Below are 25,392 nucleotides of genomic sequence, written 5' to 3'. Positions count from 1 at the left end.
AGAAGTGACCGGATAATTTTAAACGCTTTCGCTATTTTATGCTGTGACGTTTCCCGGATGTTGTGTTTTTCCTGCCAGATAGCGCGTTTTAAAACGGGTAAAATGTTCACCTAAACTGGTTGCCGCCTCGGTATCTCCCGCCAGATCTAACAACGCTATCGCGACTTCGGCGGTGCAATATTGCCCTTCGGCATGGATTTCACGCAGACGATAAGCTGAAAGACGCGATAAATCGACGGAAATGACCGGCAGATGATCCAGATAAGGGCTTTTACGAAACATTTTACGTGCTTCGGGCCAAGTGCCGTCCAGCATAATAAACAGCGGCGGTTTCCCGGCGGGCGGGGTGGAAATGACCTCGCGCGCTTCGCCGGCGTAGGACGCAGGAAAGACCACTATCGGTTGATAATCCGGATGCTGTACCAACTCCAGCAACGCCTGCGGCGGCTCGGTACGCGACCACTGAAACGCCGCGGTATCCGGCAAAATATCGGCTATCAGCCGGCCGGTATTACTGGGTTTCATCGGTTCAGTGTCAAACATGACCAGACAAAAACGGCTTTTCGCCTGAGAAGGCGTTAACGTATCACACAGGCAAGATTTTAGCGGCAGCAGGCAGCGTTGACAGCGGCGAACCCGATTGCCTCTGGCAAGAAAAGGGCGTGTAGCGCGCGCAAGCCGTTCGGCGCGTAACTGAAGGACAGCGTTATTGGTCATAGAAAGCGTTTGCGGAGAAAAACGCTATTGTGGCAGAGGTGAAAACGGGGCACAAGATGCGCCCCGTGGCGTTTACAGCGCTTCGTTCAGCCAGCTGTCGAAAGGCGCTTTAGGCACTGCGCCATTAAGCATATCGACCACTTGTCCATGTTTAAAAATCATAATCGTCGGGATGCTGCGAATACCGAAACGGGCGCTGAGTTCCCGTTCCGCCTCGGTATTCACTTTGACGAAACGGACTTTACCGCTGCGCTCTTCTGCGACATCCTCGAAGATTGGCGCAAAGTTACGGCAAGGGCCGCACCAGGGGGCCCAAAAGTCGATCACCACTGGAAGATCGTCCTTCAACAGTTTGTCCAGCGTTTCGCCGGTCGCATTAATGACTTCTCCGTCAAACAACTCATGACCGCAGCGTCCACATTTTGCCGCGTCCTGAAGCCGATCGTCGGGGATGCGGTTAATGGCCTGACAATGGGTACAAACGGTGTTCATAGCTAATCTCTGAATACGTCGGAAGACGTCCCGCTACGCGCGGGATGTTTCTATAATGTTACATATTATCGAGGAGTCTGTGCTAAACAACAATGTGTTTTATTCAATGAGTACAATAGTCGCAAGCTTTTAAACGAAATCATGGCTAACCGGATGCACATCGGGTAATCTTCGCGCTTCGCGCAGCGCTGGTGGAGAAAAGCATGAACGATGAATTAAAAAACAAAAGCGGCAAAGTCAAAGTGATGTATGTCCGTAGTGATGATGACTCTGATAAACGCACCCATAACCCGCGTACCGGGAAAGAGGGAGGCCGCCCAGCAAAGTCTCGCACTGACGGTGGACGTCGCCCCGCCCGTGATGAGCGAAATAATCAGAGCCGTGACCGTAAACATGAAACTTCGCCGTGGCGCACCGTGTCCCGCGCGCCAGGCGATGAAACGCCTGAGAAAGTCGATCATGGTGGTATTAGCGGTAAAAGTTTTATCGACCCTGAAGTTTTGCGTCGCCAGCGTGCGGAAGAGACGCGCGTCTACGGCGAAAATGCCTGCCAGGCGCTATTCCAGAGCCGTCCTGACGCCATCGTGCGCGCATGGTTTATCCAAAGCGTGACTCCGCGTTTTAAAGAGGCGCTGCGCTGGATGGCGGCGAATCGTAAAGCCTACCATGTGGTGGATGAAGCCGAACTGGCAAAAGCTTCCGGCACCGAGCACCACGGTGGCGTGTGTTTCCTGATTAAAAAGCGTAACGGTACGACCGTTAAGCAATGGGTAAAGCAGGCGGCGGATCAAGACTGCGTGCTGGCGTTGGAAGATGTCGCTAACCCGCATAATCTGGGCGGCATGATGCGTAGCTGCGCGCACTTCGGCGTGAAAGGCGTGGTGGTACAGGATGCGGCGTTGCTGGAGTCCGGCGCGGCGATTCGTACCGCGGAAGGCGGGGCGGAGCATGTCCAGCCGATCACTGGTGAAAGCATTGTTGACGTACTGGATGATTTTCGTCAGGCGGGGTACACCGTGGTGACGACGTCCAGCGATCGCGGTCAGGCGCTCTTTAGTACGACCCTGCCGGAAAAGATGGTGCTGGTCTTAGGCCGTGAATATGACTACCTGCCGGAAGCGGCGCGCGAACCCGACGATCTGTGCGTGAAAATTAACGGCACCGGGAACGTGGAAAGCCTGAATGTGTCGGTTGCGACAGGCGTACTGCTCGCCGAGTGGTGGCGACAGAATAAAGCGTAAGGGCTGCAGCCCGGTGACGCAACGCGCGCCGGGCCGATTATGTACTTCCTGCCGCCCGGTCAGACAAGGCGCTTTCGCGCCGTTATTCGGGCGATAAAACGGCGAGTCGCCAACGTTATTCACTCTCAGCCGGTAATACTGGCGTCCAGTCGATAGTTTTCTCGCCGTGTTGTTCCAGCCATTGGTTCGTTAGCGCAAAATGGTTACAGCCAAAAAATCCACGGTGCGCAGAGAGTGGCGAGGGATGCGGGGCTTTCAGAATATGGTGGCGCTGTGGATCAATAATCGCGCCTTTTTTCTGGGCGTGCGAGCCCCACAGCAGGAAGACGACCCCTTCGCGGTGTTGGTTAATCAGGCTTATCACTTTATCCGTAAAGGTTTCCCACCCCAGGCTGGCATGAGAGTGCGCCTGGCCTGCCCGTACCGTGAGCACCGTATTCAGTAACAGTACGCCCTGGCGTGCCCAGCTTTCCAGATAACCGTGCGCGGGGCGAACAAAGCCGGGAATGGAGGCTTCCAGCTCTTTGTACATATTCACTAATGACGGCGGGGGAGCGATCCCAGGACGCACGGAAAACGCCAGACCATGTGCTTGGCCGGGGCCGTGGTAAGGATCTTGTCCCAGGATCACCACCTTAACGTCGCCCAGTTCTGTGAAGCGAAAGGCGTTAAACACATCTTTTTGCGGCGGGTAGACCGTGATACCCGACTGACGCTCGCCAGCAACAGTGTGAAGCGTATTGATAAAGTAAGGTTGCTGTTTCTCATCAGCCAGCACATCGTGCCAGGTTAACTCAGTCGCCATCTCGCTCTCCTGCGAATTTCCAGTTCCCTTAGCTTAACTGCTTCTTTCTGCAGTGCAAAATCCTGCGTGCTACAAAAACGGTTACCTACAAAAGATAGTTGAAAATTTATGTAAAAAATTTATAGGTCTGAATGGTGTAAGTTGATGTAAAACAATAAATTCTCTTCATCACCCTTTTTATGGTGTGGTTTTTATTGATTTAAATCAAAGAATGAAGGGTGATCGAAGGGTATATATACACTCAAGCAACAATGGTTTTACCAATTGGCCGGGATTAGGCCGACCGAAATCAAATAATTTTGCCTGGGGAGGCATCACATGATTACAGGTGTCCAGATTACTAAAGCCGCTAACGACGACCTGCTGAATTCCTTCTGGCTGCTGGACAGCGAAAAAGGCGAAGCGCGCTGCATCGTTGCAAAATCCGGCTTTGCTGAAGATGAAGTTGTGGCTGTCAGCAAACTGGGCGAGATTGAATACCGTGAAATTCCGATGGAAGTTAAACCGGAAGTACGCGTTGAAGGTGGTCAGCATCTGAACGTTAACGTTCTGCGTCGTGAAACTCTGGAAGATGCGGTTAAGCATCCGGAAAAATACCCGCAGCTGACTATTCGTGTTTCTGGTTATGCGGTGCGTTTTAACTCCCTGACGCCGGAACAGCAGCGCGACGTTATCGCTCGTACCTTTACCGAAAGCCTGTAAGGCTTATCCGGTAATAACAAGCGGAAGAGGCCGGGCCTTTTCCGCTTTTGTTTTATTTGGGTCAGTAAAAAATCCGCACCGCGCAGTACACCAGCAGTAACGCCAGAATGATATTTAACTGGCGACCATAATGGCGAAACGCCCGCTGAAACAGATGTCCCGCCAGCGCCCAGCACACATTACCGAACGTGCCGATCAATGCCAGCAATATACTGACGCCGATGACCCAGTTCAGCGCCTGCGTTTGCGGTAAAACAAATGTAGACAGAGCGGTAATGCCGTACAGAATAATTTTGACGTTCACAAACTGCAGGCCAAAGCTTACCCAAAAGCCAACCGGTTTTGGTCTGACATTCTCATCTGCCGCTGGACTGGTGGCAATTTTCCACGCCAGCCACAGGATATACGCAGCCCCCACCCAACTGAGCAAATGAATGATTGCCGGATCGATAACCGCAAGGGAAAACGCGATCCCGGCGCACAGCAGCATGACGACCAAAAATCCCAGACTCATACCTGCCAGTACACGAATACTCTGCCGAAAACCATGTGCAGTTGCTGCGCTAAGCGCGAGAATATTGTTAGGGCCGGGGGTAAGGGCGGCGATTAATGTATAAGTCCAGAAAGCGCTTAAAAGCATTGGTGTCACTTGTCATCTCCTCTGTTTTAGCAGACAGTACCCGATATGAAATATTTAAAAAAATGAATGTTTTTTAATTCTGAATTCGAGATTTTCGATAGGTTGGTGGTTATGGATCTGCGTCGGTTTATTACGCTGAAAACGGTAGTGGAAGAGGGCTCGTTTCTGCGGGCTTCGCAAAAGCTGTGCTGCACTCAGTCGACGGTAACTTTTCATATTCAACAGCTTGAACGTGAGTTTTCCCTGCAACTGTTCGAGAAAATAGGGCGCCGAATGTGCCTGACCACTGAGGGGAAAAAGCTGATGCCGCATATCCATGAACTGACGCGTGTGATGGAGTTGATTCGTGAAGCCGCAAGGCAGGATGCGGAACCCGGCGGAGAGCTGCGCGTGGCGACAGGTGAAACCTTACTGGCGTACAAAATGCCGCAGGTTCTACAACGTTTTAAGCTGCGAGCGCCGAATGTCAAATTGTCGCTACAGTCGCTGAATTGCTATGTGATACGTGATGCGTTGCTGAATGACGAGGTCGATCTGGGCGTTTTTTATCGCGTAGGTAATGATGACGCGCTCACGATGCAGCAACTGGGGGAGCAGTCGCTGGCGCTGGTGGCCTCTCCACTGCTACAGGATGCTGATTTTACGCAGCCAGATCAGCATATCCCCTGCAGCTTCATCATCAATGAACCGCAATGTGTCTTCCGCCAGCTATTTGAAAGTACGCTACGGCAGAGGCGGATTACGCTGGAAAACACCATTGAACTGTGGAGTATTGAAAGTATTAAACAGTGTGTGGCTGCTAACCTGGGCATCAGCTTTTTACCACGTTTTACCGTTGAACGAGAACTTAGTACCGGTCAGTTGAAAGAGCTGCCGTTTGGCGCGCCGTCGCTATCGATCATGGCGCTGTGCGCCCATCATGCCGGGAAAGCGGTCAGCCCGGCAATGCAGATATTTATACAGTGTATGGAGGCGTGTTTTACCGTGGAAGATAAAAAAATGCCGGGTTAACGAACCCGGCATTATCATCACTCTTCGCTGGATTGCTCCTGCATTTTTGTACCGCTTGGCTTGCGGCGCTTACCGATATTTTTTGTATCGCGGTGACGTTTCTTCACGCGCGGCTTCTCTTTTTCTTTCTCTTTTTTCTTCTCGGCGCGTTTCGCCTGCACTTTTTTCGACGGTTTGCCGGTCAGCTTTTCGCTGGGCGCACGCGTGGTCGGGCGAAGCTCATCAATGACGCGCGCTTTTAGCGGCTCTTCGATGTAGCGACCGATTTTCAGCAGCAACAGATGGTCGTGGGCTTCTACCAGCGAGATTGCAGTGCCTTTGCGGCCAGCACGGCCTGTACGACCAATGCGATGCAGATAGGTATCGCCACTGCGCGGCATGTCGAAGTTAATGACGTGGCTGACGTCAGGAATATCAATCCCACGTGCCGCGACGTCGGTCGCGACCAGCACGTTAACGCGACCGTCGGTGAGACGCTTAATACCTTCGTTACGTTTGATCTGCGCCATCTCACCTTCAAGATAGCAATTGTTGATCCCTGCCAGACGCAGCGTTTCAGCCAGTTCATGGACGCGTTCACGTTTACGTACAAACACGATAGAACGGGTTGCATCGTCTTGTTTTAGCAGGTGCTTCAACAGCGCAACTTTATGTTCGAAATTGTCGGCACGGTAGTACCACTGGTGAATTTTCTTGCGCTCGCGGGTTGACGGATTGGCGGAAACCTCAACCGGGTCTTCCAGCAGGCGCTCGGCAAAATCTTTAATCGCATCGCCTTCCAGCGTGGCGGAGAACAGCATCGTTTGTTTACGCCAGCGGGTCTCACCAGCGATATGTTCAATGTCCTGAGCGAAGCCCATGTCGAGCATCCGGTCAGCTTCGTCAAGGATCAGTGTTTCAACCGCCCGGCAGTCAAAGTTCTCTTCTTTTATATATTGCAGCAGACGGCCCGTCGTGGCGACCACGATATCCTGGTTTTCGCTAAACACTTCAGCATGGTTCATATAGGCCACGCCGCCGGTAATCGTGGCGATATCCAGGTGAGTATGCTTAGCCAGTTCACGAGCGTGATCGGCAACCTGCATAGCCAGTTCGCGGGTTGGCGTCAGGATCAGAATACGCGGCGGCCCCGATTTTTTACGCGGAAAGTCGAGCAGGTGCTGCAACGCCGGCAGCAGATATGCCGCCGTTTTACCGGTGCCTGTCGGCGCAGAACCGAGTACATCACGGCCATCGAGCGCAGGCGGAATGGCGGCAGCCTGAATGGCGGTCGGGCGAGTGAAACCTTTATCCTGGAGGGCATCCAGCAGGCTTTCGTCGAGTTCAAGTTCGGAAAAAGTCGTTACAGTCATGTTCTACCTCTGTGTGGGGCGCTGATTATAGACGTTACGGCCGCAATCTTCATCTGTTTGTATGGATATCCCTTCTCAGGTATTGTTTTCACTCGGCGCTGTCGCCGTTTTTTGCAAGGTTGTTTTTACATGTCTCAGTCTGGCTCCGTTCTTCGTCGTAACGGATTTACGTTTAAACAGTTTTTTGTCGCACACGATCGGTGTGCGATGAAAGTGGGAACTGACGGTATTTTACTCGGGGCGTGGGCGCCGGTCGCGGATGTAAAGCGAATTCTGGATATCGGTACTGGAAGCGGTCTGCTGGCGTTAATGCTGGCGCAGCGGACGGATGACAATGTGCCTATTGACGCCGTGGAACTGGATGCCGGGGCTGCCATGCAAGCGCAGGAAAACGTGGCTCACTCTCCCTGGCCGCATCGAATAACGGTGCATACTGACGATATTCAGCGTTGGGCGCCTCGCCAGACGGTACGCTTTGATCTTATTATCAGCAACCCGCCTTATTACGAACCCGGTGTGGAATGCGCCACGCCGCAGCGGGAGCAGGCGCGTTACACCGCTACGCTGGATCACCAGACGTTATTGGCTATTGCGGCGGATTGTATTACCGAAGACGGCTTTTTTTGCGTAGTCTTGCCGGAACAAATAGGTAACGCTTTTACGCAGCAAGCGCTCAACATGGGATGGCATTTGCGATTACGTACTGACGTTGCGGAAAACGAAGCGCGCTTGCCGCACCGGGTTTTGCTCGCATTCTCCCCGCAAGCCGGGGAGTGCTTTAGCGACAGATTAGTAATTCGCGGGTCAGACCAGCATTATTCTGAAAGTTATACGGCGCTGACCCAGGCATTTTATCTGTTTATGTGAGGCGTTAACGGCGAAAGGATCGATGGGCCTGATTCAGCCAGTTGTTGCGGATAATCCAGCGTAAAGTGCAGCCCCCGGCTCTCTTTACGCATCATCGCGCAACGCACAATCAGTTCGGCCACTTGCACCAGATTGCGCAGCTCCAGTAAATTATTCGAGACGCGAAAGTTGGCGTAATACTCGTCAATCTCTTGTTGCAACATGGTAATACGCCGTAGGGCGCGCTCCAGCCGTTTCGTCGTGCGCACAATGCCCACATAGTCCCACATCAGCAGGCGCAGTTCATGCCAGTTATGCTGAATCACCACCCGCTCATCGGCGTTCTCCACGCGGCTTTCATCCCAGGCGGGAAGGACGTCAACGCTGTGGACAGAAGGCATTCGCCTGTCGATATCCATTGCTGCGGACCAGCCGTACACTAAGCATTCCAGCAACGAGTTGGACGCCATACGGTTAGCGCCGTGCAGGCCGGTGTAACTGACTTCGCCAATGGCATATAAGCCGTCTACATCGGTACGACCATAATCATCGACGACCACGCCGCCGCAGGTATAGTGCGCGGCAGGAACAACGGGAATCGGTTCTTTGGTTAAATCCATCCCCAAATCGAGCAGTTTCGCATAGATCATCGGGAAGTGCTGGCGGACAAAATCGTCAGGCTTGTGGCTAATATCGAGAAACATACAGTCTGCGCCGAGTCGTTTCATCTCATGGTCAATAGCGCGGGCGACAATATCGCGCGGCGCCAGTTCCCCGCGTTCGTCAACGTCCGGCATAAACCGTGAACCGTCCGGACGTTTAAGGTATGCGCCTTCGCCGCGCAGCGCTTCGGTAAGCAGAAAATTACGCGCCTGCGGGTGATAAAGGGCGGTGGGATGAAACTGGTTAAATTCCAGATTAGCGACCCGACAGCCTGCGCGCCAGGCCATCGCGATACCGTCACCGGAGGAAATATCCGGGTTAGTAGTATATTGATACACCTTTGAGGCGCCGCCGGTCGCCAGCACCACCGACTTCGCATGACAGGTTTCAACCCACTCTTTATTGCGATTCCAGATCCAGGCGCCGACGACCCGGCGAGGCCCCGGCAGACCCATTTTATCGGAGATAATTAAATCAACGGCGTTGCTGCGTTCCAGCACCTGAATATTAGGATGATTTTGTGCCCGACTGACCAACGTGGTTTCGACTTCCTTTCCGGTAGCGTCAGCGGCATGAAGGATACGGCGATGGCTATGGCCGCCTTCACGCGTGAGATGATAGCTCTCCTTGCCGTTTGGCTGGACATGCGTATCAAACAGGACGCCCTGATCGATAAGCCACTGCACGCAGGTACGGGCGTTGCTGGCGACAAACTCCACCGCGTGGCGATCGCAAATTCCGGCACCGGCAATCAGCGTATCTTCGACATGCGACGCAATACTGTCGGTTTCATCAAACACGGCGGCAATACCGCCCTGCGCATAAAACGTGGAGCCCTCGCTCACCGGCCCTTTACTCAGGACGATAACCTTATGCTTTTCAGCCAGACGCAGCGCCAGCGAGAGTCCGGCCGCGCCGCTGCCGATAATTAACACATCACAGGACAGTTCAGGAGTTGTCATCATGGTTATTGTTTAATTTACTAAACATGGTTGTGGCAGATTAGCACTATATGGCGCTAAAAAGCACGTTATGATTTCAAAAGTGTTGTGCTTATTAAACATAAAATAAAAATACGGCGAGAGATAAACGGCAAAAAATATTTTATAGGGCAGGGTGTTAGCGTCGGATTTTGTAGTGAAATAAAGATGCTGTTAGGTTACTCTGCAAACGACGAAATGGGCATTTCTGTACAGATAGTGCGTTGTTCAGCATCTGTAGACTTATAATGGAAGATAAGACCTGTCTACAACATGACAAACAAAAACAAATGCGTAACGGAACTTTACGAAACATAGACACTCTAACCTGTTGCTTGCTCATAGTGCGGCTTATGGAGTGGCGTTTCGAAAGCGCGTGGAAATTTGGTTTGGGGAGACATTACCTCGGATGAGCGAGCAGTTAACGGACCAGGTCCTGGTTGAACGGGTCCAGAAGGGAGATCAGAAAGCCTTTAACTTACTGGTAGTGCGCTACCAGCATAAAGTGGCGAGTCTGGTTTCCCGCTATGTGCCATCGGGCGACGTTCCCGATGTCGTACAGGAATCATTTATTAAGGCCTATCGCGCGCTGGATTCTTTCCGGGGGGATAGCGCTTTTTATACCTGGTTGTATCGCATTGCGGTCAATACCGCGAAGAACTACCTGGTTGCGCAGGGGCGTCGTCCGCCTTCCAGTGATGTAGACGCGATTGAAGCAGAAAACTTTGAAAGCGGCGGCGCGCTGACAGAAATTTCGAACCCTGAGAACTTAATGTTGTCAGAAGAACTGAGACAGATAGTTTTCCGAACTATTGAGTCCCTCCCGGAAGATTTACGTATGGCAATCACCTTACGGGAGCTGGATGGCCTGAGCTATGAAGAGATAGCGGCTATCATGGATTGTCCGGTGGGGACGGTGCGTTCACGTATCTTCCGGGCGCGGGAAGCTATTGATAATAAAGTTCAACCGCTTATCAGGCGTTGACGATAGCGGGATACTGGAAAAGGTATTAGGCATGCAGAAAGAAAAACTTTCCGCTTTGATGGATGGCGAAACGTTGGATAGTGAGCTGCTCAAAGCGCTTACGCACGACCCGGAAATGCAGAAAACCTGGGAGAGTTATCACCTGATCCGCGATTCAATGCGGGGGGATACGCCTGACGTTCTCCATTTCGATATATCCGCTCGCGTGATGGCCGCTATTGAAAACGAGCCAGTACGTCAGGTGTCGCCATTAATCCCTGAGGCCCAACCCGCTCCGCAGCAATGGCAGAAAATGCCGTTCTGGAAAAAAGTGCGTCCGTGGGCGGCGCAGCTTACCCAAATGGGCGTGGCGGCGTGCGTTTCACTTGCAGTTATCGTCGGTGTCCAGCACTATAATGGGCAATCTGAAACATCCCAACAACCTGAAACGCCGGTTTTCAATACCCTGCCTATGATGGGGAAAGCCAGCCCGGTAAGTCTGGGAGTGCCTTCTGAAGCAGCGCCTGTCGGCAGTCAGCAACAGCAGGTACAGGAGCAGCGTCGTCGCATTAATGCCATGTTGCAGGACTATGAACTGCAGCGCCGACTGCACTCCGAACAGCTTCAGTTTGAGCAGGCGCAAACCCAGCAAGCCGCGGTACAGGTGCCAGGAATCCAAACTTTAGGAACGCAATCGCAGTAATGAAGCAACTTTGGTTTGCCATGTCCCTTGTGGCGGCTAGCCTGTTCTTCTCTGCAAACGCCTCGGCCGACCCTGCGTCCGGGGCGTTATTGCAGCAGATGAACATCGCCAGTCAGTCACTGAATTACGAGCTGTCATTCGTCAGCATCACGAAACAAGGCGTTGAATCTCTACGTTATCGACACGCACGCCTGGATGGTCGCCCGCTTGCGCAATTGCTACAGTTGGACGGTCCCCGCCGGGAGGTCGTACAGCGTGGTAATGAAATCAGTTATTTTGAACCGGGCCTTGAGCCGTTCACCCTGAACGGTGATTATATTGTCGATTCTCTGCCTTCCCTGATTTACACCGACTTTAAGCGCCTGGCGCCTTACTACGACTTTATTTCTGTCGGACGCACCCGTATCGCAGACAGATTGTGCGAAGTTATCCGCGTTGTGGCGCGCGATGGTACGCGTTACAGCTATATCGTCTGGATGGACATGGACACCAAACTGCCGATGCGTGTTGATCTGCTGGATCGCGATGGCGAGACGCTGGAGAAGTTCCGCGTTATTGCGTTCACGGTGAGTCAGGATATCGGCAGCAACATGCAGGCGCTGGCGAAGGCGAATCTGCCGCCGCTGCTTTCTGTTCCCGGTGGCGAAAAAACGAAATTTAACTGGAGTCCATCCTGGGTGCCGCAAGGCTTTAGCGAAGTTTCCAGCAGCCGTCGTCCGTTGCCGACGATGGATAACCTGCCTATCGAATCGCGGCTTTATTCTGACGGTCTGTTTAGCTTTTCCGTCAATGTGAACCGGGCGACGCAAAACAGCAGCGATCAGATGCTGCGCACCGGGCGCCGAACGGTTTATAGCAGCGTTCGCGACAACGCGGAAATCACCATTGTCGGCGAGCTTCCGCCGCAAACGGCGAAGCGCATTGCCGACAGTATCAAATTCAGGGCAGTACAATGATTAAAGAGTGGGCAACCGTTGTCTCCTGGCAGAATGGTCAGGCGGTGGTGAGCTGCGACGTTAAAGCGTCATGCAGCAGCTGCGCCTCCCGTGCGGGATGCGGCAGTCGCGTGCTGAATAAATTAGGGCCGCAAACCACCCATACCATTGTTGTGCCAAGCGCGGAGCCGCTGGCGCCGGGGCAGAAAGTCGAGTTGGGCATCGCCGAAAAAAGCCTTTTAGGTTCGGCGTTGCTGGTCTATATGTCGCCTTTAGCGGGGCTATTTCTTTGTGCGGCGCTTTTTCAGATGCTGTTTGGATCTGACCTTGCCGCATTAAGCGGGGCCGTGCTGGGCGGCGTGGGCGGTTTTCTGGTTGCCCGCGGCTATTCCCGAAAACTGGCGGAGCGCGACGCCTGGCAGCCGGTGATTTTAAACGTTGCCCTCCCGCCGGACCTTGTTCGCGTCGAAACTACCTCAATCGAAACGCGCCAGTAAACGTTTTGCCCAACGGTACACCTGCCGCGTTGGGTTGTTGTCCCGATAAGCATGCGCTTTTCCTGCGTTGCGGTGTTTTACAGGAAAAAAGCGAGGCGTTTTCCAGTTCCCGCTCTCCTTACACTATGAACATTTCCTCGCCTTAGCGTTGTAGTGTAGAATGCGGCGTTTCAGTTAAAACAGACGTTAAGCTCAGAACAGCGACCTCTAAAGTCTGGTCAACCAGGCGTAAGGCATAATAATTTATCTCTATGAAGAACATACGTAACTTTTCGATCATTGCTCACATCGATAATTGATACCCCGCCACCCTCCGCAAACATACGACAAAATCCTCTCAAGATCCCCGCAAAATAAGCGCTCACAAAAATGATACTGGTTGCATGCACAGTCAACCTACGACATCATGAGTCATGGTTTTTGTGTCCACCAGTGCGTCCATATCCTATGATGGACACAGAATCTTCCGTTCTGATGGACACATGCAGGGATAAATCATGGCTATTTCAGATAGTTATCTAAAGTCGTGCCTCGGGCGCGAACGCGATAAAGTTGAGGAGAAGGCAGACCGGGACGGTCTGTGGGTGCGCATTTCCAAAAAGGGCGCCGTCACTTTTTTCTACCGATTCCGTTTCCTGGGTAAGCAGGACAAGATGACGATCGGCAGTTACCCGGAATTCGGGTTGAAGGCCGCGCGCGAAGAGGTAACTAAGTGGGCCGCCATTCTTGCCCGGGGAGAAAATCCGCGGATCAGGCAAAGCCTCGATAAAGCTAAAATCAACAGCCAGTACACATTCGAGGAACTTTTCAGAGAATGGCATGCGATGGTATGCGTTCAGAAAGAAACATCCGATCAAATACTGCGTTCGTTTGAGCTGCATGTATTCCCTAAGCTGGGTAAGTATCCGGCGCATCAGTTGACGCTGCACAACTGGCTTACAGTTCTGGACCGACTGGCGCAGGGATACACTGAGATCACCCGGCGAGTAATTAGTAACGGTCGGCAGTGCTACTCATGGGCAGTGAAGCGCCAGTTGCTTGAGGTTAACCCACTTTCTGAAATGTCCGGTCGTGATTTTGGTATTCAGAAGAAAATGGGGGAGAGAACACTGGATCGCAAAGAAATTGCGATTGTCTGGCGAGCTATTGAGGATTCCCGCCTTATTGAGCGAAACAAGATCCTTTATAAATTGTCCCTGATATGGGCGTGCAGGGTCGGTGAACTCCGTCAGGCTGAAGTTTCGCATTTCGATTTTGAGGAGGGCGTCTGGACCGTACCGTGGGAAAATCATAAAACGGGACGGAAAAGTAAGAAGCCGATAATCCGCCCGATCATCCCTGAAATGCTCCCGCTGATACAACGAGCCATTGAGCTGGCGCCAGGCCGTTTTGTTTTCTCAAAATATGCAGACAAGCCGATGAGCGAAGGCTTTCATATGAGCATCAGCAGCAACCTTGTTAAGTTCATGCTGAAGGCTTATAACGAGCAGGTTCCGCACTTTACGATCCATGATCTACGCAGAACTGCGCGAACGAATTTCTCCGAGCTGACTGAACCACATATTGCTGAGATGATGCTCGGGCACAAACTGCCTGGAGTGTGGTCGGTGTACGACAAATACACCTATATCGAAGAAATGAGAGAAGCTTATAGTAAATGGTGGGCCCGACTGATGAGCATCATCGAGCCCGATGTTCTGGAGTTCACGCCACGTCAGACCGGATGAGTCGACCTTTGTTGTCACGGGGCAGATTCAGATGCGACATTGGACGGCGTGTTGGTCGTGACATTTCCCTGACCTGCCACTCATTGACTTTGGTTTTAATCCATTTGTTGGAGCCACCCATATATGAACAGTCAGGCTCCGGGAATGGGTTGTTGTCGCTTGGTCGCTTACGGTAACGCTCCAGCGTCCTGGAAGAAATCCTGAGCTGGCAGCAAATTTCGCGGGTGCTCATCAATTCAAAGTCTCTAATTTTTTTGCTCATCGTTTTCTCCAGTGGCCCCGCAGCGGGCCATCGCTAATATTCAGTTTGCCTGTGCTGGCAGATTTCTAAGTTTCCGGACGCCGATCATTGCGGTGGCTACGTAGCTGGTGGCCCGGTTAACTACTTCAACAGGCACCTTTACGCCATCCACTACAACGGTGTAATTGGTAACGTGCTTTTGTCTGCCGTAATCGCCGAACTTTTCATGATGCGCCGCCAGTGCAACATCACATGCGCGACGGCCCAATGGCGATTGCTTACTGCGATTTATTAGGCGCATAAAACCTCCTCAGGCGGGAGGGCGTAACCCCTCCCGATGCAATTAGCCGATGTATTCCGGTTTCATATCGTCCAGGGTGACGCGGTACTTATCGTGCAGTTCGTCGCCAAGATGACGTTTAGCAGCGCCAAGCGTGCTTTCAGCTTTAGCAAACATCTCTGCGGCTTCCGGTTCGCCAGGGTTTGGAATTGAGTTGATCACTGCCTCGACTTTGTTCTGTGCATCGACCTGGTAATAGCGCTTCACTGCTTTGTTTTTTAATTCGGTGAACAGCGCAGTACCCAGCAACGCTTTCTGTGATTCGATATCCGCACGGATTGCTTTTGCCTGATCAACGGAACTTGCTGTATCAATGCGTTCGCGAAGATCGTCGGCAACAGCATCAACGTTAGCTGCCGACTCCTGCGCGCTGGTCCTGGTGCTAACCTCGCTGGTGATTTCCTGTACGCTCATGCGCTGGACTGGAGCAGGGTTAATCTCGCGTTCTTCTCGTTGCTCAACCTCATCAGGGCTGTACACGCCGAGGATCACTTCCGGGCAGTACAGGCGAGCCCAATATTTAACGCCCAGATAGGCAATTTGCTGTTTAGGGTTTGAAACCCATAGCGGAGAATTGCGGGTAACAACGCCGGAGAGGTAAAGAGGTTCTCCCCAGGTGATTTCAGATTCACCTCGCAGAATGGCACCAACCTGAACGAACAGGCCGATCTCGTCCTCATCCGTCCAGCCACGAACGCGCTCAGTGACGGTGTACTTCCCATTTTTACCGTTTTTATCGCGTGTGATTTCCTGTGTCCTGGTGCAGCGCTCCCAGTCACCCCCATAGCGGTAATGAAAACGGCCATGAATGGCACTGGAGCTTGCGATTACTGCGTTGACCAGTTGTGCCTCGTAACCAAGAACACCGTTAACCAGGTGTGTTTTCTGAGCCACAGCGTAAGGGTTCATGCCCCATTGCATAGCCTGCATGACGATAGCCATACAGTCGGCTGGTTTCCCTGCAAGGGTGCCGGTACCGTCACCTGTGAGTCTGCCATCAGGTTAGCGAAAGCTGTTAACTGACCCAGTGCCTGAACGTTAAAAATTGCGTTACTGGCAGAAATGGTGTTTGGTGCCTGCTGCTCAGTGGTAACAATATTTGTGTTTTCCATGATTTTCCCCTTATGCCTGTACGCGCAACGCTTCAAGGCGGCGCACATCAAAATCGTTCAGTTCGTCGGTGTAGTCTTCTGTGATAGGCGCTGACCATTCACCAGTGTCGAAGCCGTTTGCTATCTCTCGCATTGTTTTGCGGTATTCCAACATGCCAAGTTCCAGCAACTCGGTAGACGCCTCAATGATGGCGACCCAGTGGTAGTTCTCGTCTTTGTTGACGAAAATCCAGAAAAACTGGTCCAGCGCCGCAGTTTCGCAGTACATGGCCGCGCTCAGGTGATAGTCCCGATCGATGATTTCCCGGTGCAACTTCGCACGCAGGCCTTCCTGCTTGATGTTCCACATGCTGATAGTTTTCAGGTCGGCGCCAATGCGCAGGCCGCCCATATCGAGCTCAAGGTCAGGGCGTACCCGAACTTCCAACCCGGTTTCCTCATCAATCCCAAAATAGCTAACCTCGACAGCGCGGCTTGGGTGAGTCAGCAATTTGCCGGCGGTCGGGTGCTCCAGCAGGGCTTTCTGAATGTTCAGCGCGGTGCTGAGCTGTTGGCGGGTGACCAGCACTTTCCCTTCGGTGTTCTCCCGCCACGCATCCAGCAATTCGTCGGCGAATACCGCTGCCGGGTTGACTGATTTCACGGCCTGAATCAGATCGGCCTTCGTGCCAGAGACTTTCAACGGCGACGATTTTTGCGCTTCCTGAGCGACCAGGTCAGGGTTGATTATTGCCAGTTGCTCCAGCAGCGCGTCACGGCTGCCGCTGGTTTTAACCGGCGCGGGCAGGGTGGCGTTGTACTCTTTGATGCAGGCTTTCATCGCCGTGGCTGTATGTTTGGTGCCGTTTTCAATGCGCTGGAATTCTTCGGGAAGCTGCTCATACGATGCATAGGTTTCATCTACCGAAGCTCCAAGCGGCATCTGCGACGGCAGGGTGGCGTTGTACTCTTCCAGCAGCGCTTTGATATCGTCAGCACTCAGCAGCGCTGGCAGGCTGGCGTTGTGCGCGTCGATGAACTCGCGCAGGGTGGCGGTGGTGTTGAAAGCACCCTCAGGGATCTCCGGCTCTACGCTGAACTCCGCTTCGAGGTTTTCCGGCTGTAGAGCCAGAACATGTACCAGGTTGCCCATATCAAGCACTGGAGAGCGCTCTTTGACGATAGTCTTCTCTACGTGACGCGCGTTAAAGTACATCAGCGACACGCGAGCATCTTTCACCTGAGTTGAGCTGATCCCGTTGGCGGCGTGGTAAACCTCGTTTGGTACACCTTCATAGCGGCCCGGCTCGAAGTATTCCGGCCAGGCTGCTTCTGGCTCTTCTTGTTGCGATTCCGGTACGTTTTGTTGCGCCTCAGGTTCAGATTGGCTCACAGAATCGTTGTTCTGGTGCGTCTCAGCCTGATTCTGGTTCTCTACGGTAACGGCTTCTTTACCAGTACCCAGATCGCCTTCGCCTGCCTGCACCGCATCACCAGCCTGTTTTTCATCACTGTCAGCTTTTTGAACCTGCACATTGCTGGTGGTCTCCGGATTCGTTTCTGTGCCATGAGTTGATGAGTTCTGCATTAAAGCGGACACGTCGAAAATACCGTTGCCAACATTTTTAACCAGTTCAGGTTCGGTGGTCGGCTGGCTTGTCCCGGTCTTCACCCATTTTGGGTCGTTCGGGTCGCTGATGCCTTCCACATATTCACCGCGCGCGGCGGCAAGCTGTCGGTTGGCTTCTTCTACCGCGTCTTTTTCCGGAGTGTGTCGGGCAGCCGTGAGAGCTTCCTCGGTGGGGTTCTCGTGATCAGTCTCCGTTAAGTTGGCGTTGATATACCCCTGAAGGCGTCCGGGGTAGTGATAAAACTCAGGGTGCGCGCTTCGGATCAGCGCGAAAATAGCGGCGCGGGAATAATCCAGGATACCGGGCGTTGCGCGAAGTGCTGCGGACCATTCTTTGAACGGACTTTCCTTTTTCTTTACGATTTCTTTTGCGCGACGGTAAACGCTGCCAGGTAGCTCATAGATATTAAAGTCCATAGGCAAAGTGGCCATTGCAATCTCTACGTCCAGAGTATCGAGAGTATGTTCGTAATCAGGGTTACGGTCAGTCTTATTGCCACCGCCAGCGTTGGCGCCGCTTTCAGTGCGTTGAATAGCCGATACACGGTTGCCTTTCGCCCACTCCTTAACGAGCAAACCGCGATCGATATGCTCCGTCTCGAACCATGTTTTAAGGAACTGGATAACAGTCGCCAGTTCAGGAGTTTTTCCATCGACAGGGAATATTTTTTTAACGGCATTCACTATTTTGTGAATGTCATGTTCAATGGCTTTCTTGAACGCTTCAACATTCTCGGCGGCAAGCAGCAGGTTCTGGACATATGAATTATCGGTGTCCATTTCGAGACGCAGAATTTCTTTTTTCTGGGAGGCGTCGACGTGATAAAGATACTCACCTTCACCTATGTACTGAGCAAGAACGCGGTGACGGAGAGGCATAGTTGCGACAACAGTCAGCTCGGGGGCTGGGGCTGTTGCCTGGGCAGGGCTGTTGCTTTCGTTACCAAAATTTTCGGTGTGGTCTTCCAGCACTTCGCCTGTTTCGGTATCAACACCATCGACGATATGCTGGCGCGCCGCGGCGGCGGCTTCAGATGATGGCAGGGTGACGCCGGGGATTTGCGTCCAGGTCATATTGTCTTTAGCGAGTTGATAGTAATCGCAGAAAGTGAGGCTCAGTTCGCCTTCCGGCGGCAGCTCGTTAACGACAGGGAAATTAGTAGCGACAGCTTTGAAATAATCTTTCAGCTTCGCACCGGATTTAATCAGAAGATAATCCAGTGTTGCATTTGCCGCTTCAAAATCATCACTGCACCAGAGTACAGCGTCTTTCTGGCCTGATGATTTCTTTGCTTTGCGGACTAAAAATACAGGATTAATTCCACTCATTGTTTTGTCCTCAATTCGTGTAGAATGGAGGTGCCTTAACAGCACCCCGATATATCTGGTTGTTAGGTCCGGTTCGCTTTGGTCGGTTGGACCGGACAGGGCACGCCCGCTTCGGTGGGCGTTTTCTTAATGGATGGTCTGATAAAATTTTTCTGAGTAATCAAGCTTGTAACTTCGGTAATTACCAAACCCTGCTTGTTCTCCATCACTTACCTTGACTGTGAGCAGCGAAATGGCTTCTACAGCACAATGAGGACAGTCGAACTTTCCGAGTACATATCCACCGTCGAGAATCACAGTGGTTTCGCCAGTTGAATTTGAGTGAATAACGCCTGAGACTTTCTTTTCGCAATTGAATAAAGCAATGCTCTTATTAACTGCTTTCAGGTTCATTTCTATTTTTACGATTTCCATAATTTCTCCAGTCTTAAATTCAGGGTGTAGGAAGCCACGCCAAATTAATGGCGAATTTTTCATTTCATATTTCGGAACTACTATTTAACTTTCGTGCGCCATCTGGTCGTATTCAGCGCACTGCCTGGAACAATATTCCTTTTCTTTGCGCGCCAGTTGCGAGCCGTTGAGATAGAGAAGGGTGTTTTTTACTTCTTTGCCTTCATCAATGGATTTGCGGCAGTAACCGCATTGTTTAAGCATCCGGATCTCCTTTCTGCGCCAGCAGGTAGCAGAGGCGGCGGATTAAAACCTCAATCCGGTTGAGCGGGACGGCCTGCTGTCGAGCTGGTTTACGTGCGAAATCAATCATTCTCACCCTCGTTTGCCTTATCGCCGGCCAGCGGAACGTTTATCACCTTCTGCGCGTTAACTTTTCCACCTCATTCCGGTCTTCGTATGCCCCGGGCGGCTAGTTCGTGGGCGTCCTGCCTTGATGACTCGTTGCTGCGTTTGATAGGTTAAGTATTATCGATTCAATCGATATATGTCAATTAAATTTGATGATTGATTTTACAGGGAAGATTAAGAAAGCGAGATGTGGGTGAATTAATGACATAAAAAAACCGCCAGTTAAGGCGGTTAGTAGTTTTAAAGCTGGTTTAGCGAGAAGGAGGCTCGATTTTTCTGCGTCTTTGGTATTCAGCCATGAAATCGTCTAATTCTTGAAGTCTGGCGCCTGCCAGCTCAATAAAACGGTCTTGTTCAACAGTCGGTAGCTGATCAAATATTTCTAAGAGCCGCTTTTGTCGGTCATTGAGATCTGTTGGACCACCTTGTGTTAGACGTTCAGGCACATCCGATTCCTCATCATCCTCCATGAAGAACCAATACAACGGCTTACCCGTGGCCTTAGGTAACAACTCTAAGATATCTTTTCGGGGAAGAATGCCGGACTGACACCAACCATTAACTGATTGAGAGGTAGCGCCGACTCTACGACCTAACTCAGATTGGGTGATCCCAGTCTCATTAAGCACTCTTTGTAAACGCTCTCCAAAGTTCATTTTTCGTTCTCGCACAATTACATGGTTTCATTATACAGATTTTTTCTGTAGGTATGGCTATCGAAATAATTTGACAGTATCGATTAAATTTGAATAATTGGTTGTATCTTCACTCAATGAGACCGACCAATGAAAGTAACTGTTCAACGCAAGATCCTTTCCGTGTGTAGCCAGGCTGAGTTGGGACGCCGACTTGGTCGCCGTGCTCAGACCGTTAACGGCTGGTTTAAAAACAAAGTTCCCGGCGAACTTGTAGTTCGAGTGGCAAGAGCTATTGACTGGAAAGTCACCCCACACGAACTGCGTCCTGATCTCTACCCAAACCCAACCGATGGCTTACCAAGCCAAGAGGCATCAGCCAAATAACCATAGAGGATATTTACCCATGGAGAACGCAATTGCACGAAAGTTAGACCCACCAGAAATCAACCCGATTGAGATAGAGAGTGTTCTGCTCAACCGGCTTGCATCAGTAGGGCAGAAATCATACGCCGAGCATATGGGCATCAGCGAGTCGACAGTCAGCAGGCGTAAAGCTGAGGGATATTTCTGCAACATGGCGAAAGAGCTGGCTTTTCTTGGGATTCAGGCCGCGCCACCGGAGGCGGTACTGGTATCCAGAAACTATCTCACAGCAGTAGAGATTCTCGCTGATGCCGGGCTAAAGGCTGAACGAGCCAGGCCGGATGCGCTGGGGTGGGACTGAAAATGACAGCAACCAAAAAGGCGAAAGCCGCGGTGAGGGGTCACCAACGGCTTTCTGGTGCAAAAACGGTAGGTAATTGCGGAGATGAGTATGTCAAATACCGCTGAAATATACAAATTCCCTGCGCCGATACCGACGCAACAGGAGTGCCGTATGGCTGATCTGGAAAATGGCTATTTACGTTTAGCTAATCAGATCCAGGACGCCTTGTGTATCGTTGAACTATCGGGGCGTGAGTTCCGTGTTTTGAATGCGATTATCCGGCTGACTTATGGCTGGTCGAAAAAATCAGATCGTATTGCCAACAGCCTCATTGCAGATAAGACAACACTGAAGGTAAAGCATGTATCCGAAGCGGTGCTGAGTCTTGCCTATCGTAACATCATTATCCTGCGCCGTATTGGTCAAACAAGATACATAGGGATTAATACAAACCTGGATAAATGGGCTTATTCCAAGCCACATTGCTCAAAATGTCCGGTGTCTTTTCCTGATGATGAAATTGCCACATGGATTATTTCTGTACCCGAAACCAGGGATAGTTATCCCCGAAAAGGGGGAAGGGCATCCCCGAAAACAGGGAACACCAAAGACATTATTCCAAAGACAAATATAAAAGATCTAACCCCCTTTAATCCCCCTAAGGGAAAAGTGAAGTTTGATCCGTTGAGTATTCCTGTTCCCGAATGGCTGAATGCTGCGTCGTGGAACGAATGGGTCACATACCGCCAGCAATCCGGAAAGCCCATAAAAACCGAACTGACGGTAACAAAAGCTTTCAGGCTTCTGAAGGAGTGCCTGGATGAAGGCCACGATCCGGTAAACGTCATCAACACAAGCATTGCCAACGGCTACCAGGGACTATTCAAACCGAAGTTCGCTCTCAACGACCGAAGAGCTGGCAGAGATGTGAACCACATTTCTGCGCCAGACAAAACCATTCCTACCGGATTCAGGGGGTAACGATGAAAAACGTAATCGGTACTGGCAGTGCGCTTGATCGCCTGAAAAGAATTATCCCAGCCAGTGTGCAGCCGAAATTCTCGACTGCTGATGAGTGGCGGGCATGGCAGGAAGCCGAAGGGCGTAAACGCAGTGAAGAGCTTGACAGGATGAATCAGAAATCCCGCACCGAGAAGATTTTCGGGCGATCTGGCATTCAGGATCTCCATCGTAGCTGTACGTTTGCTAACTACGAAGTAAGCGGGGAGGGGCAGCGAAAAGCGTACACGATGGCAAAAAGTTATGCCCAGAACTTCGGTAGTGGATTTGCGAGCTTTGTGTTCAGCGGTGGTCCGGGAACCGGGAAAAACCATCTTGCGGCGGCAATCGGAAATCATCTGCTGGCCGGCGGTCATAGCGTTCTGGTGGTAACCATTCCTGACCTGATGCTCAGGGTTCGTGAGTGCTACGACGGTGGGCAATCAGAAGCGTCCCTGCTTGATGACCTTTGCAAAGTTGACCTGCTGGTACTGGATGAAGTCGGTATTCAGCGCGGGAGCAGTGGTGAGAAGGTCATTCTCAATCAGGTTATCGATCGCCGTCTCTCATCGATGCGACCTGTTGGCGTTCTGACGAATCTTAACCACGAGGGGCTGTTGGATTCACTGGGCGCGAGGGTTATCGATCGCCTCCAGATGGACGGAGGGATGTGGGTGAATTTTGACTGGGAAAGCTACCGGAAAAACGTTAGCCACCTCCGGATTGTGAAATAAGGGGTTAAAAATGGCCCGACCTAAAACACACAGCGAACGGATGATTATTCTTGAGCGGATTATCGGTCTGGTGAAAGAGCAGGGGCGCATCACGACGAACGACGTCGTTGCGATTTTTGGCGTGCACCGAACCACGGCGGAGAAATATCTACGTATCGCGCTGGAGCGAGGCGGCTTCATTCGTCATGGCCGCTGCGGCATTTTCCGAGACCAGCGTGCGGTGATTGATTATGACCTCAGGCGATACAGCAGTAGTCAGGTAACGGGATTTTCAGCGCTGCCGGTGCTGGAGAAAAGCCCGGTAATGCAGGTTTATGGAGCATCCAAAATGAGCATCAACAAGGGGGGAGCCCAATGAGCAACATCGACAAACGGGCGCTTCGTGAAGTGGCTGAGAGGGCTACGCCGGGGAATTGGCGCCGCACCTCATCACTGTTCAATGGCATCACGGTAACGCCATTTTCTCTTTGCGGTGAAGAAGTGACGTTGGCCCATACTGTTGAGAAACGTGACGCGGAATTTATCGCCGCAGCCAACCCCGCCACCATGCTGGCGCTGCTGGATGAGCTGGAAACCAAAGAGGAACAGCGCGCCAATTGGTTTCGGATGGCGCAGAAGTTAGGCGAGGATTTGGATACAGCAGAACGCCTCATAGCCGAACTGGACCAACGCCTGATTGAATACGCGGGAATTGCAACCCGTGAGGCTCGCCGGGTGGCAGAACTGGAGGCGCGGAAGGTCAACCTGTCAAAACTCAGCGTTGGAGAAGTCATGCACATGAGCGGATTCAGCCGGGATTATGCCGAGGGTTGGTGTGCTGGTAATAATAATGCGATACACGAAATACGCACCGCTGGCATCAAGGTTAAGGAGTCGTGATGGAATCGCAATCTATTCTGGATATGTGCTGCGGCTCGCGCATGTTTTGGTTTAATAAGCGCGATGAACGCGCCGTATTCGCCGATATCCGCGCCGAGGAGCATATATTGTGCGACGGTCGCCGCCTGGTCATCAGTCCTGACCTCATTGCTGATTTTCGTGCGCTACCGTTCGCTGATGCGTCGTTTCCGGTCGTGGTGTTTGATCCGCCTCACCTGGAACGTGTCGGCCAAACGGCCTGGATGGGCAAAAAGTACGGGAGACTCAACAAAAAACATGGCGTTCTGACCTCCGCGCCGGATTCAAAGAGGCGTTTCGGGTGCTGAGGGCACACGGCGTTCTCATTTTCAAATGGAACGAAACGCAGATTCCGGTTAGCCAGATTTTGGCGCTTACTGACGTGAAACCAATTATTGGCCAGCGCACCGGCAAGAACGATAAAACCCACTGGATTATTTTTGTGAAGGACTAACCCATGACCACTATTACCAAAGAACGCATTGAGCAATACGCCAATGACCCGCGCATGTTTAATGTTAACGATGAAATTCGCCAGATTGCTCGTATCGCGCTGGCATCGCTCGAAGAGGAGGCTATTGGTGAAGTTTCAGAGAAGCGGCATGGTCTTGTTATGGATGGAATTGTAGACCTTGGTGGGGAATATACTTACCGCATCATTAAGGGATAAAAAGCGATGAAGCGGTTGCCGCTGGGAACGAAGTTCTACATCGCACCGCCAGCACTGGTAGTATCAAATGATGACCGTACTCTAACATCAGGCTAGGTATCATTTTACTGTTTCTTTACATAAACATTACTGATATCGTTTAGCTGAAACCATATGCACTGCTAGGACTTTATAAATGAGTATCAATGAGTTAGAGTCTGATCAAGAAGATTGGGCGTTATCAATGTTGTGCAGATCCGGTGTCTTGTCTCTATGTAGGCATCACGAAGGTGTTTATGTAGATGAAGGTGTAGATATAGAGTCGGCATACAAATATTCAATGAAGGTTTATAAGTCTAACGAAGACGAATCCCCATTTTGCAATGCGCGAGAAATGACTGATGCCGTACAAAATTATTATCACGAGTACGGGGGAAACGATACTTGCCCTCTCTGTACAAAACATATAGATGATTAAATCCAATATTACATAACAATCCTCGCACTCGCGGGGATTTCTTTTATCTTAACCCGCTGCGGCGGGTTTTTCGCCTAAAATCTGATATGAAACAACATGCTAGCTTTTGCAAAAAGTGCTATTCACCTCTTGAATATTCTTTCTAACAGGTATACTGTGTTTATATACAGTAGTTAAATGTAGAGGGAATTATGAGAATTGAACTTGTTATCAGCCGGACAAAACAGCTTCCGGAAGGTGCCGTTCCTGCGCTTGAAAAAGAATTAATTACCCGTCTCCAGAATCAGTATGAAAACTGCAACTTAACCATCCGTCGAGGCAGTCAGGATGGTCTGAGTATCGTCGGTGCTGCTGATGGCGATAAAAAACGTATACAGAGCATTCTGCAGGAAACGTGGGAAAGCGCTGACGACTGGTTTTATGCATATTAAGCATCGTGGAGTCGCAGACGTTTCCAGAAATAAAGTCAGTGTGACGGGGGGTTACATGTTAGAAGACTTACCAGAATCAGGGTATGCGGTTATACGTTGTTACGATCATTGTGTAGTGGCAAGGTTCGGTAGTATTCCGGATAGCGGACG

The 25,392-nt window shown here is 51.4% G+C and carries 30 protein-coding genes and 4 pseudogenes; 20 read left to right on the top strand and 14 right to left on the bottom strand.

Annotation, left to right across the window (positions count from 1 at the left end; translation table 11 throughout):
• Window positions 1-36: 36 nt before the first annotated feature.
• Both tapT and trxC read right to left on the bottom strand, forming a co-directional pair.
• Entirely contained in the window at window positions 37-717 is a 681-nt protein-coding gene (gene tapT / locus ACFK9X_RS18035; RefSeq protein ID WP_000183642.1) for a tRNA-uridine aminocarboxypropyltransferase, read from the bottom strand.
• Window positions 718-789: 72 nt separating this feature from the next.
• Entirely contained in the window at window positions 790-1,209 is a 420-nt protein-coding gene (gene trxC, locus ACFK9X_RS18030) for a thioredoxin TrxC (protein WP_001098732.1), read from the bottom strand.
• 203 nt (window positions 1,210-1,412) lie between these two features.
• Between trxC and ACFK9X_RS18025 the strand changes: the two genes are divergently transcribed.
• The gene (locus ACFK9X_RS18025; RefSeq protein WP_151117234.1) at window positions 1,413-2,450 is read left to right on the top strand and encodes a tRNA/rRNA methyltransferase; all 1,038 of its coding nucleotides are present in this window, start codon (window positions 1,413-1,415) and stop codon (window positions 2,448-2,450) included.
• Between the two features lie 115 nt (window positions 2,451-2,565).
• Here ACFK9X_RS18025 and ung read toward each other — a convergent pair whose 3' ends face one another.
• A complete protein-coding gene (gene ung / locus ACFK9X_RS18020; protein ID WP_000179978.1) occupies window positions 2,566-3,255 on the bottom strand; it encodes a uracil-DNA glycosylase in 690 nt (229 codons plus the stop codon).
• 318 nt (window positions 3,256-3,573) lie between these two features.
• Here ung and grcA point away from each other — a divergent pair, with 318 nt between their 5' ends.
• Window positions 3,574-3,957, top strand: coding sequence for an autonomous glycyl radical cofactor GrcA (gene grcA, locus ACFK9X_RS18015; protein ID WP_151117232.1), 384 nt, complete (start codon window positions 3,574-3,576; stop codon window positions 3,955-3,957).
• Between the two features lie 61 nt (window positions 3,958-4,018).
• Here grcA and eamB read toward each other — a convergent pair whose 3' ends face one another.
• A complete protein-coding gene (gene eamB / locus ACFK9X_RS18010; RefSeq protein WP_024158129.1) occupies window positions 4,019-4,606 on the bottom strand; it encodes a cysteine/O-acetylserine transporter in 588 nt (195 codons plus the stop codon).
• A gap of 102 nt (window positions 4,607-4,708) precedes the next feature.
• On the opposite strand from eamB, the gene ACFK9X_RS18005 reads away from it, so the two are divergent.
• Complete coding sequence (locus ACFK9X_RS18005) at window positions 4,709-5,608, top strand: LysR family transcriptional regulator (RefSeq protein WP_001675040.1); 900 nt, start codon at window positions 4,709-4,711, stop codon at window positions 5,606-5,608.
• 17 nt (window positions 5,609-5,625) lie between these two features.
• Here ACFK9X_RS18005 and srmB read toward each other — a convergent pair whose 3' ends face one another.
• On the bottom strand, window positions 5,626-6,960 hold the full coding sequence (srmB, locus tag ACFK9X_RS18000) for an ATP-dependent RNA helicase SrmB (RefSeq protein ID WP_151117230.1): 1,335 nt from the start codon (window positions 6,958-6,960) through the stop codon (window positions 5,626-5,628).
• A 129-nt stretch (window positions 6,961-7,089) separates the two neighbouring features.
• Between srmB and trmN the strand changes: the two genes are divergently transcribed.
• The gene (trmN, locus tag ACFK9X_RS17995; RefSeq protein WP_000083343.1) at window positions 7,090-7,827 is read left to right on the top strand and encodes a tRNA(1)(Val) (adenine(37)-N(6))-methyltransferase TrmN; all 738 of its coding nucleotides are present in this window, start codon (window positions 7,090-7,092) and stop codon (window positions 7,825-7,827) included.
• Here trmN and nadB read toward each other — a convergent pair.
• Window positions 7,812-9,434, bottom strand: a complete 1,623-nt coding sequence (nadB, locus tag ACFK9X_RS17990) for an L-aspartate oxidase (protein ID WP_000989187.1) — start codon at window positions 9,432-9,434, stop codon at window positions 7,812-7,814. The genes trmN and nadB overlap by 16 nt on opposite strands.
• Before the next feature lie 263 nt (window positions 9,435-9,697).
• Between nadB and rseD the strand changes: the two genes are divergently transcribed.
• The 6 genes from rseD (at window position 9,698) to ACFK9X_RS17960 (ending at window position 14,275) form a co-directional block, all read left to right on the top strand.
• Window positions 9,698-9,862: a rpoE leader peptide RseD gene (rseD, locus tag ACFK9X_RS17985; protein WP_014344135.1), complete on the top strand. Its 165-nt coding sequence runs from the start codon at window positions 9,698-9,700 to the stop codon at window positions 9,860-9,862.
• Window positions 9,859-10,434 carry an RNA polymerase sigma factor RpoE gene (gene rpoE / locus ACFK9X_RS17980; protein WP_151117228.1) on the top strand — a complete coding sequence of 192 codons (576 nt, stop codon included), beginning with the start codon at window positions 9,859-9,861 and terminating at the stop codon, window positions 10,432-10,434. Before rseD ends, rpoE begins: the two co-directional genes overlap by 4 nt.
• A gap of 31 nt (window positions 10,435-10,465) precedes the next feature.
• The gene (rseA, locus tag ACFK9X_RS17975) at window positions 10,466-11,116 is read left to right on the top strand and encodes an anti-sigma-E factor RseA (protein WP_001168374.1); all 651 of its coding nucleotides are present in this window, start codon (window positions 10,466-10,468) and stop codon (window positions 11,114-11,116) included.
• Window positions 11,116-12,072 (top strand): sigma-E factor regulatory protein RseB, encoded by a 957-nt coding sequence (gene rseB / locus ACFK9X_RS17970; RefSeq protein WP_151117226.1) that lies wholly within the window; start codon window positions 11,116-11,118, stop codon window positions 12,070-12,072. The genes rseA and rseB overlap by 1 nt, the downstream gene beginning before the upstream one ends.
• Window positions 12,069-12,548: a SoxR-reducing system protein RseC gene (gene rseC, locus ACFK9X_RS17965; protein WP_000589087.1), complete on the top strand. Its 480-nt coding sequence runs from the start codon at window positions 12,069-12,071 to the stop codon at window positions 12,546-12,548. The genes rseB and rseC overlap by 4 nt, the downstream gene beginning before the upstream one ends.
• A 497-nt stretch (window positions 12,549-13,045) precedes the next feature.
• Window positions 13,046-14,275, top strand: a complete 1,230-nt coding sequence (locus ACFK9X_RS17960; RefSeq protein WP_001007939.1) for a site-specific integrase — start codon at window positions 13,046-13,048, stop codon at window positions 14,273-14,275.
• Here the strand turns inward: ACFK9X_RS17960 and xis are convergent.
• The 8 genes and pseudogenes from xis to ACFK9X_RS17920 form a co-directional block, all read right to left on the bottom strand.
• The gene (gene xis, locus ACFK9X_RS17955) at window positions 14,253-14,537 is read right to left on the bottom strand and encodes an excisionase Xis (protein ID WP_151117224.1); all 285 of its coding nucleotides are present in this window, start codon (window positions 14,535-14,537) and stop codon (window positions 14,253-14,255) included. The genes ACFK9X_RS17960 and xis overlap by 23 nt on opposite strands.
• Window positions 14,538-14,577: 40 nt before the next feature.
• Window positions 14,578-14,817: a DUF4060 family protein gene (locus ACFK9X_RS17950; protein ID WP_001237031.1), complete on the bottom strand. Its 240-nt coding sequence runs from the start codon at window positions 14,815-14,817 to the stop codon at window positions 14,578-14,580.
• A 42-nt stretch (window positions 14,818-14,859) separates the two neighbouring features.
• Window positions 14,860-16,016: pseudogene (locus tag ACFK9X_RS17945) on the bottom strand (RecT family recombinase).
• Window positions 15,979-18,906, bottom strand: a complete 2,928-nt coding sequence (locus tag ACFK9X_RS17940; RefSeq protein ID WP_151116240.1) for a RecE family exodeoxyribonuclease — start codon at window positions 18,904-18,906, stop codon at window positions 15,979-15,981. Before ACFK9X_RS17940 ends, ACFK9X_RS17945 begins: the two are co-directional and overlap by 38 nt.
• A 126-nt stretch (window positions 18,907-19,032) precedes the next feature.
• Complete coding sequence (locus tag ACFK9X_RS17935) at window positions 19,033-19,383, bottom strand: hypothetical protein (RefSeq protein WP_001750116.1); 351 nt, start codon at window positions 19,381-19,383, stop codon at window positions 19,033-19,035.
• Window positions 19,384-19,404: 21 nt separating this feature from the next.
• Window positions 19,405-19,563, bottom strand: coding sequence for a YdaE family protein (locus ACFK9X_RS17930; protein ID WP_000917562.1), 159 nt, complete (start codon window positions 19,561-19,563; stop codon window positions 19,405-19,407).
• A pseudogene (locus tag ACFK9X_RS17925) lies at window positions 19,556-19,711 on the bottom strand (hypothetical protein); the annotation flags it as partial. The pseudogene ACFK9X_RS17925 and the gene ACFK9X_RS17930, both read right to left, overlap by 8 nt.
• A 250-nt stretch (window positions 19,712-19,961) precedes the next feature.
• Window positions 19,962-20,366 (bottom strand): transcriptional regulator, encoded by a 405-nt coding sequence (locus ACFK9X_RS17920; protein ID WP_001009037.1) that lies wholly within the window; start codon window positions 20,364-20,366, stop codon window positions 19,962-19,964.
• A gap of 129 nt (window positions 20,367-20,495) precedes the next feature.
• On the opposite strand from ACFK9X_RS17920, the gene ACFK9X_RS17915 reads away from it, so the two are divergent.
• The 10 genes and pseudogenes from ACFK9X_RS17915 to ACFK9X_RS17870 all read left to right on the top strand — a co-directional run bounded on the left by ACFK9X_RS17915 (window position 20,496) and on the right by ACFK9X_RS17870 (window position 25,242).
• Window positions 20,496-20,732 (top strand): YdaS family helix-turn-helix protein, encoded by a 237-nt coding sequence (locus ACFK9X_RS17915; RefSeq protein ID WP_000869364.1) that lies wholly within the window; start codon window positions 20,496-20,498, stop codon window positions 20,730-20,732.
• Window positions 20,698-21,072 (top strand): CII family transcriptional regulator, encoded by a 375-nt coding sequence (locus tag ACFK9X_RS17910; protein ID WP_001574095.1) that lies wholly within the window; start codon window positions 20,698-20,700, stop codon window positions 21,070-21,072. The genes ACFK9X_RS17915 and ACFK9X_RS17910 overlap by 35 nt, the downstream gene beginning before the upstream one ends.
• 84 nt (window positions 21,073-21,156) lie before the next feature.
• Window positions 21,157-22,035 (top strand): replication protein, encoded by an 879-nt coding sequence (locus ACFK9X_RS17905; protein ID WP_102029592.1) that lies wholly within the window; start codon window positions 21,157-21,159, stop codon window positions 22,033-22,035.
• Between the two features lie 2 nt (window positions 22,036-22,037).
• On the top strand, window positions 22,038-22,787 hold the full coding sequence (locus ACFK9X_RS17900) for an ATP-binding protein (protein ID WP_000800010.1): 750 nt from the start codon (window positions 22,038-22,040) through the stop codon (window positions 22,785-22,787).
• A gap of 10 nt (window positions 22,788-22,797) precedes the next feature.
• On the top strand, window positions 22,798-23,145 hold the full coding sequence (locus tag ACFK9X_RS17895; protein ID WP_000113623.1) for a DUF977 family protein: 348 nt from the start codon (window positions 22,798-22,800) through the stop codon (window positions 23,143-23,145).
• Window positions 23,142-23,666: an ead/Ea22-like family protein gene (locus tag ACFK9X_RS17890; protein ID WP_151117222.1), complete on the top strand. Its 525-nt coding sequence runs from the start codon at window positions 23,142-23,144 to the stop codon at window positions 23,664-23,666. Before ACFK9X_RS17895 ends, ACFK9X_RS17890 begins: the two co-directional genes overlap by 4 nt.
• Window positions 23,666-24,138, top strand: a pseudogene (locus ACFK9X_RS17885) (class I SAM-dependent methyltransferase). The gene ACFK9X_RS17890 and the pseudogene ACFK9X_RS17885 overlap by 1 nt, the downstream one beginning before the upstream one ends.
• Before the next feature lie 54 nt (window positions 24,139-24,192).
• Window positions 24,193-24,351: pseudogene (locus ACFK9X_RS17880) on the top strand (DUF551 domain-containing protein); the annotation flags it as partial.
• Between the two features lie 178 nt (window positions 24,352-24,529).
• Entirely contained in the window at window positions 24,530-24,811 is a 282-nt protein-coding gene (locus ACFK9X_RS17875; RefSeq protein ID WP_071530012.1) for a hypothetical protein, read from the top strand.
• A gap of 191 nt (window positions 24,812-25,002) precedes the next feature.
• Complete coding sequence (locus ACFK9X_RS17870) at window positions 25,003-25,242, top strand: DinI family protein (RefSeq protein ID WP_001217670.1); 240 nt, start codon at window positions 25,003-25,005, stop codon at window positions 25,240-25,242.
• The last annotated feature ends 150 nt before the right edge of the window (window positions 25,243-25,392 follow it).

The organism is Salmonella sp. WC3, assembly GCF_042932255.1.
Taxonomy (GTDB): domain Bacteria; phylum Pseudomonadota; class Gammaproteobacteria; order Enterobacterales; family Enterobacteriaceae; genus Salmonella; species Salmonella enterica.
The sequence above is the reverse complement of the archived record's forward strand: the minus strand, read 5'-3'. Positions and strand labels throughout refer to the sequence as shown.

Coding starts and splice junctions, on each gene's coding strand:
- tapT (WP_000183642.1), bottom strand. CDS start 717: ATGACCAATAACGCTGTCCTTCAGTTACGCGCCGAACGGCTTGCGCGC.
- trxC (WP_001098732.1), bottom strand. CDS start 1,209: ATGAACACCGTTTGTACCCATTGTCAGGCCATTAACCGCATCCCCGAC.
- ACFK9X_RS18025 (WP_151117234.1), top strand. CDS start 1,413: ATGAACGATGAATTAAAAAACAAAAGCGGCAAAGTCAAAGTGATGTAT.
- ung (WP_000179978.1), bottom strand. CDS start 3,255: ATGGCGACTGAGTTAACCTGGCACGATGTGCTGGCTGATGAGAAACAG.
- grcA (WP_151117232.1), top strand. CDS start 3,574: ATGATTACAGGTGTCCAGATTACTAAAGCCGCTAACGACGACCTGCTG.
- ACFK9X_RS18005 (WP_001675040.1), top strand. CDS start 4,709: ATGGATCTGCGTCGGTTTATTACGCTGAAAACGGTAGTGGAAGAGGGC.
- srmB (WP_151117230.1), bottom strand. CDS start 6,960: ATGACTGTAACGACTTTTTCCGAACTTGAACTCGACGAAAGCCTGCTG.
- trmN (WP_000083343.1), top strand. CDS start 7,090: ATGTCTCAGTCTGGCTCCGTTCTTCGTCGTAACGGATTTACGTTTAAA.
- nadB (WP_000989187.1), bottom strand. CDS start 9,434: ATGATGACAACTCCTGAACTGTCCTGTGATGTGTTAATTATCGGCAGC.
- rseD (WP_014344135.1), top strand. CDS start 9,698: ATGGAAGATAAGACCTGTCTACAACATGACAAACAAAAACAAATGCGT.
- rpoE (WP_151117228.1), top strand. CDS start 9,859: ATGAGCGAGCAGTTAACGGACCAGGTCCTGGTTGAACGGGTCCAGAAG.
- rseA (WP_001168374.1), top strand. CDS start 10,466: ATGCAGAAAGAAAAACTTTCCGCTTTGATGGATGGCGAAACGTTGGAT.
- rseB (WP_151117226.1), top strand. CDS start 11,116: ATGAAGCAACTTTGGTTTGCCATGTCCCTTGTGGCGGCTAGCCTGTTC.
- rseC (WP_000589087.1), top strand. CDS start 12,069: ATGATTAAAGAGTGGGCAACCGTTGTCTCCTGGCAGAATGGTCAGGCG.
- ACFK9X_RS17960 (WP_001007939.1), top strand. CDS start 13,046: ATGGCTATTTCAGATAGTTATCTAAAGTCGTGCCTCGGGCGCGAACGC.
- xis (WP_151117224.1), bottom strand. CDS start 14,537: ATGAGCAAAAAAATTAGAGACTTTGAATTGATGAGCACCCGCGAAATT.
- ACFK9X_RS17950 (WP_001237031.1), bottom strand. CDS start 14,817: ATGCGCCTAATAAATCGCAGTAAGCAATCGCCATTGGGCCGTCGCGCA.
- ACFK9X_RS17940 (WP_151116240.1), bottom strand. CDS start 18,906: ATGAGTGGAATTAATCCTGTATTTTTAGTCCGCAAAGCAAAGAAATCA.
- ACFK9X_RS17935 (WP_001750116.1), bottom strand. CDS start 19,383: ATGAAAAATTCGCCATTAATTTGGCGTGGCTTCCTACACCCTGAATTT.
- ACFK9X_RS17930 (WP_000917562.1), bottom strand. CDS start 19,563: ATGCTTAAACAATGCGGTTACTGCCGCAAATCCATTGATGAAGGCAAA.
- ACFK9X_RS17920 (WP_001009037.1), bottom strand. CDS start 20,366: ATGAACTTTGGAGAGCGTTTACAAAGAGTGCTTAATGAGACTGGGATC.
- ACFK9X_RS17915 (WP_000869364.1), top strand. CDS start 20,496: ATGAAAGTAACTGTTCAACGCAAGATCCTTTCCGTGTGTAGCCAGGCT.
- ACFK9X_RS17910 (WP_001574095.1), top strand. CDS start 20,698: ATGGCTTACCAAGCCAAGAGGCATCAGCCAAATAACCATAGAGGATAT.
- ACFK9X_RS17905 (WP_102029592.1), top strand. CDS start 21,157: ATGAGTATGTCAAATACCGCTGAAATATACAAATTCCCTGCGCCGATA.
- ACFK9X_RS17900 (WP_000800010.1), top strand. CDS start 22,038: ATGAAAAACGTAATCGGTACTGGCAGTGCGCTTGATCGCCTGAAAAGA.
- ACFK9X_RS17895 (WP_000113623.1), top strand. CDS start 22,798: ATGGCCCGACCTAAAACACACAGCGAACGGATGATTATTCTTGAGCGG.
- ACFK9X_RS17890 (WP_151117222.1), top strand. CDS start 23,142: ATGAGCAACATCGACAAACGGGCGCTTCGTGAAGTGGCTGAGAGGGCT.
- ACFK9X_RS17875 (WP_071530012.1), top strand. CDS start 24,530: ATGAGTATCAATGAGTTAGAGTCTGATCAAGAAGATTGGGCGTTATCA.
- ACFK9X_RS17870 (WP_001217670.1), top strand. CDS start 25,003: ATGAGAATTGAACTTGTTATCAGCCGGACAAAACAGCTTCCGGAAGGT.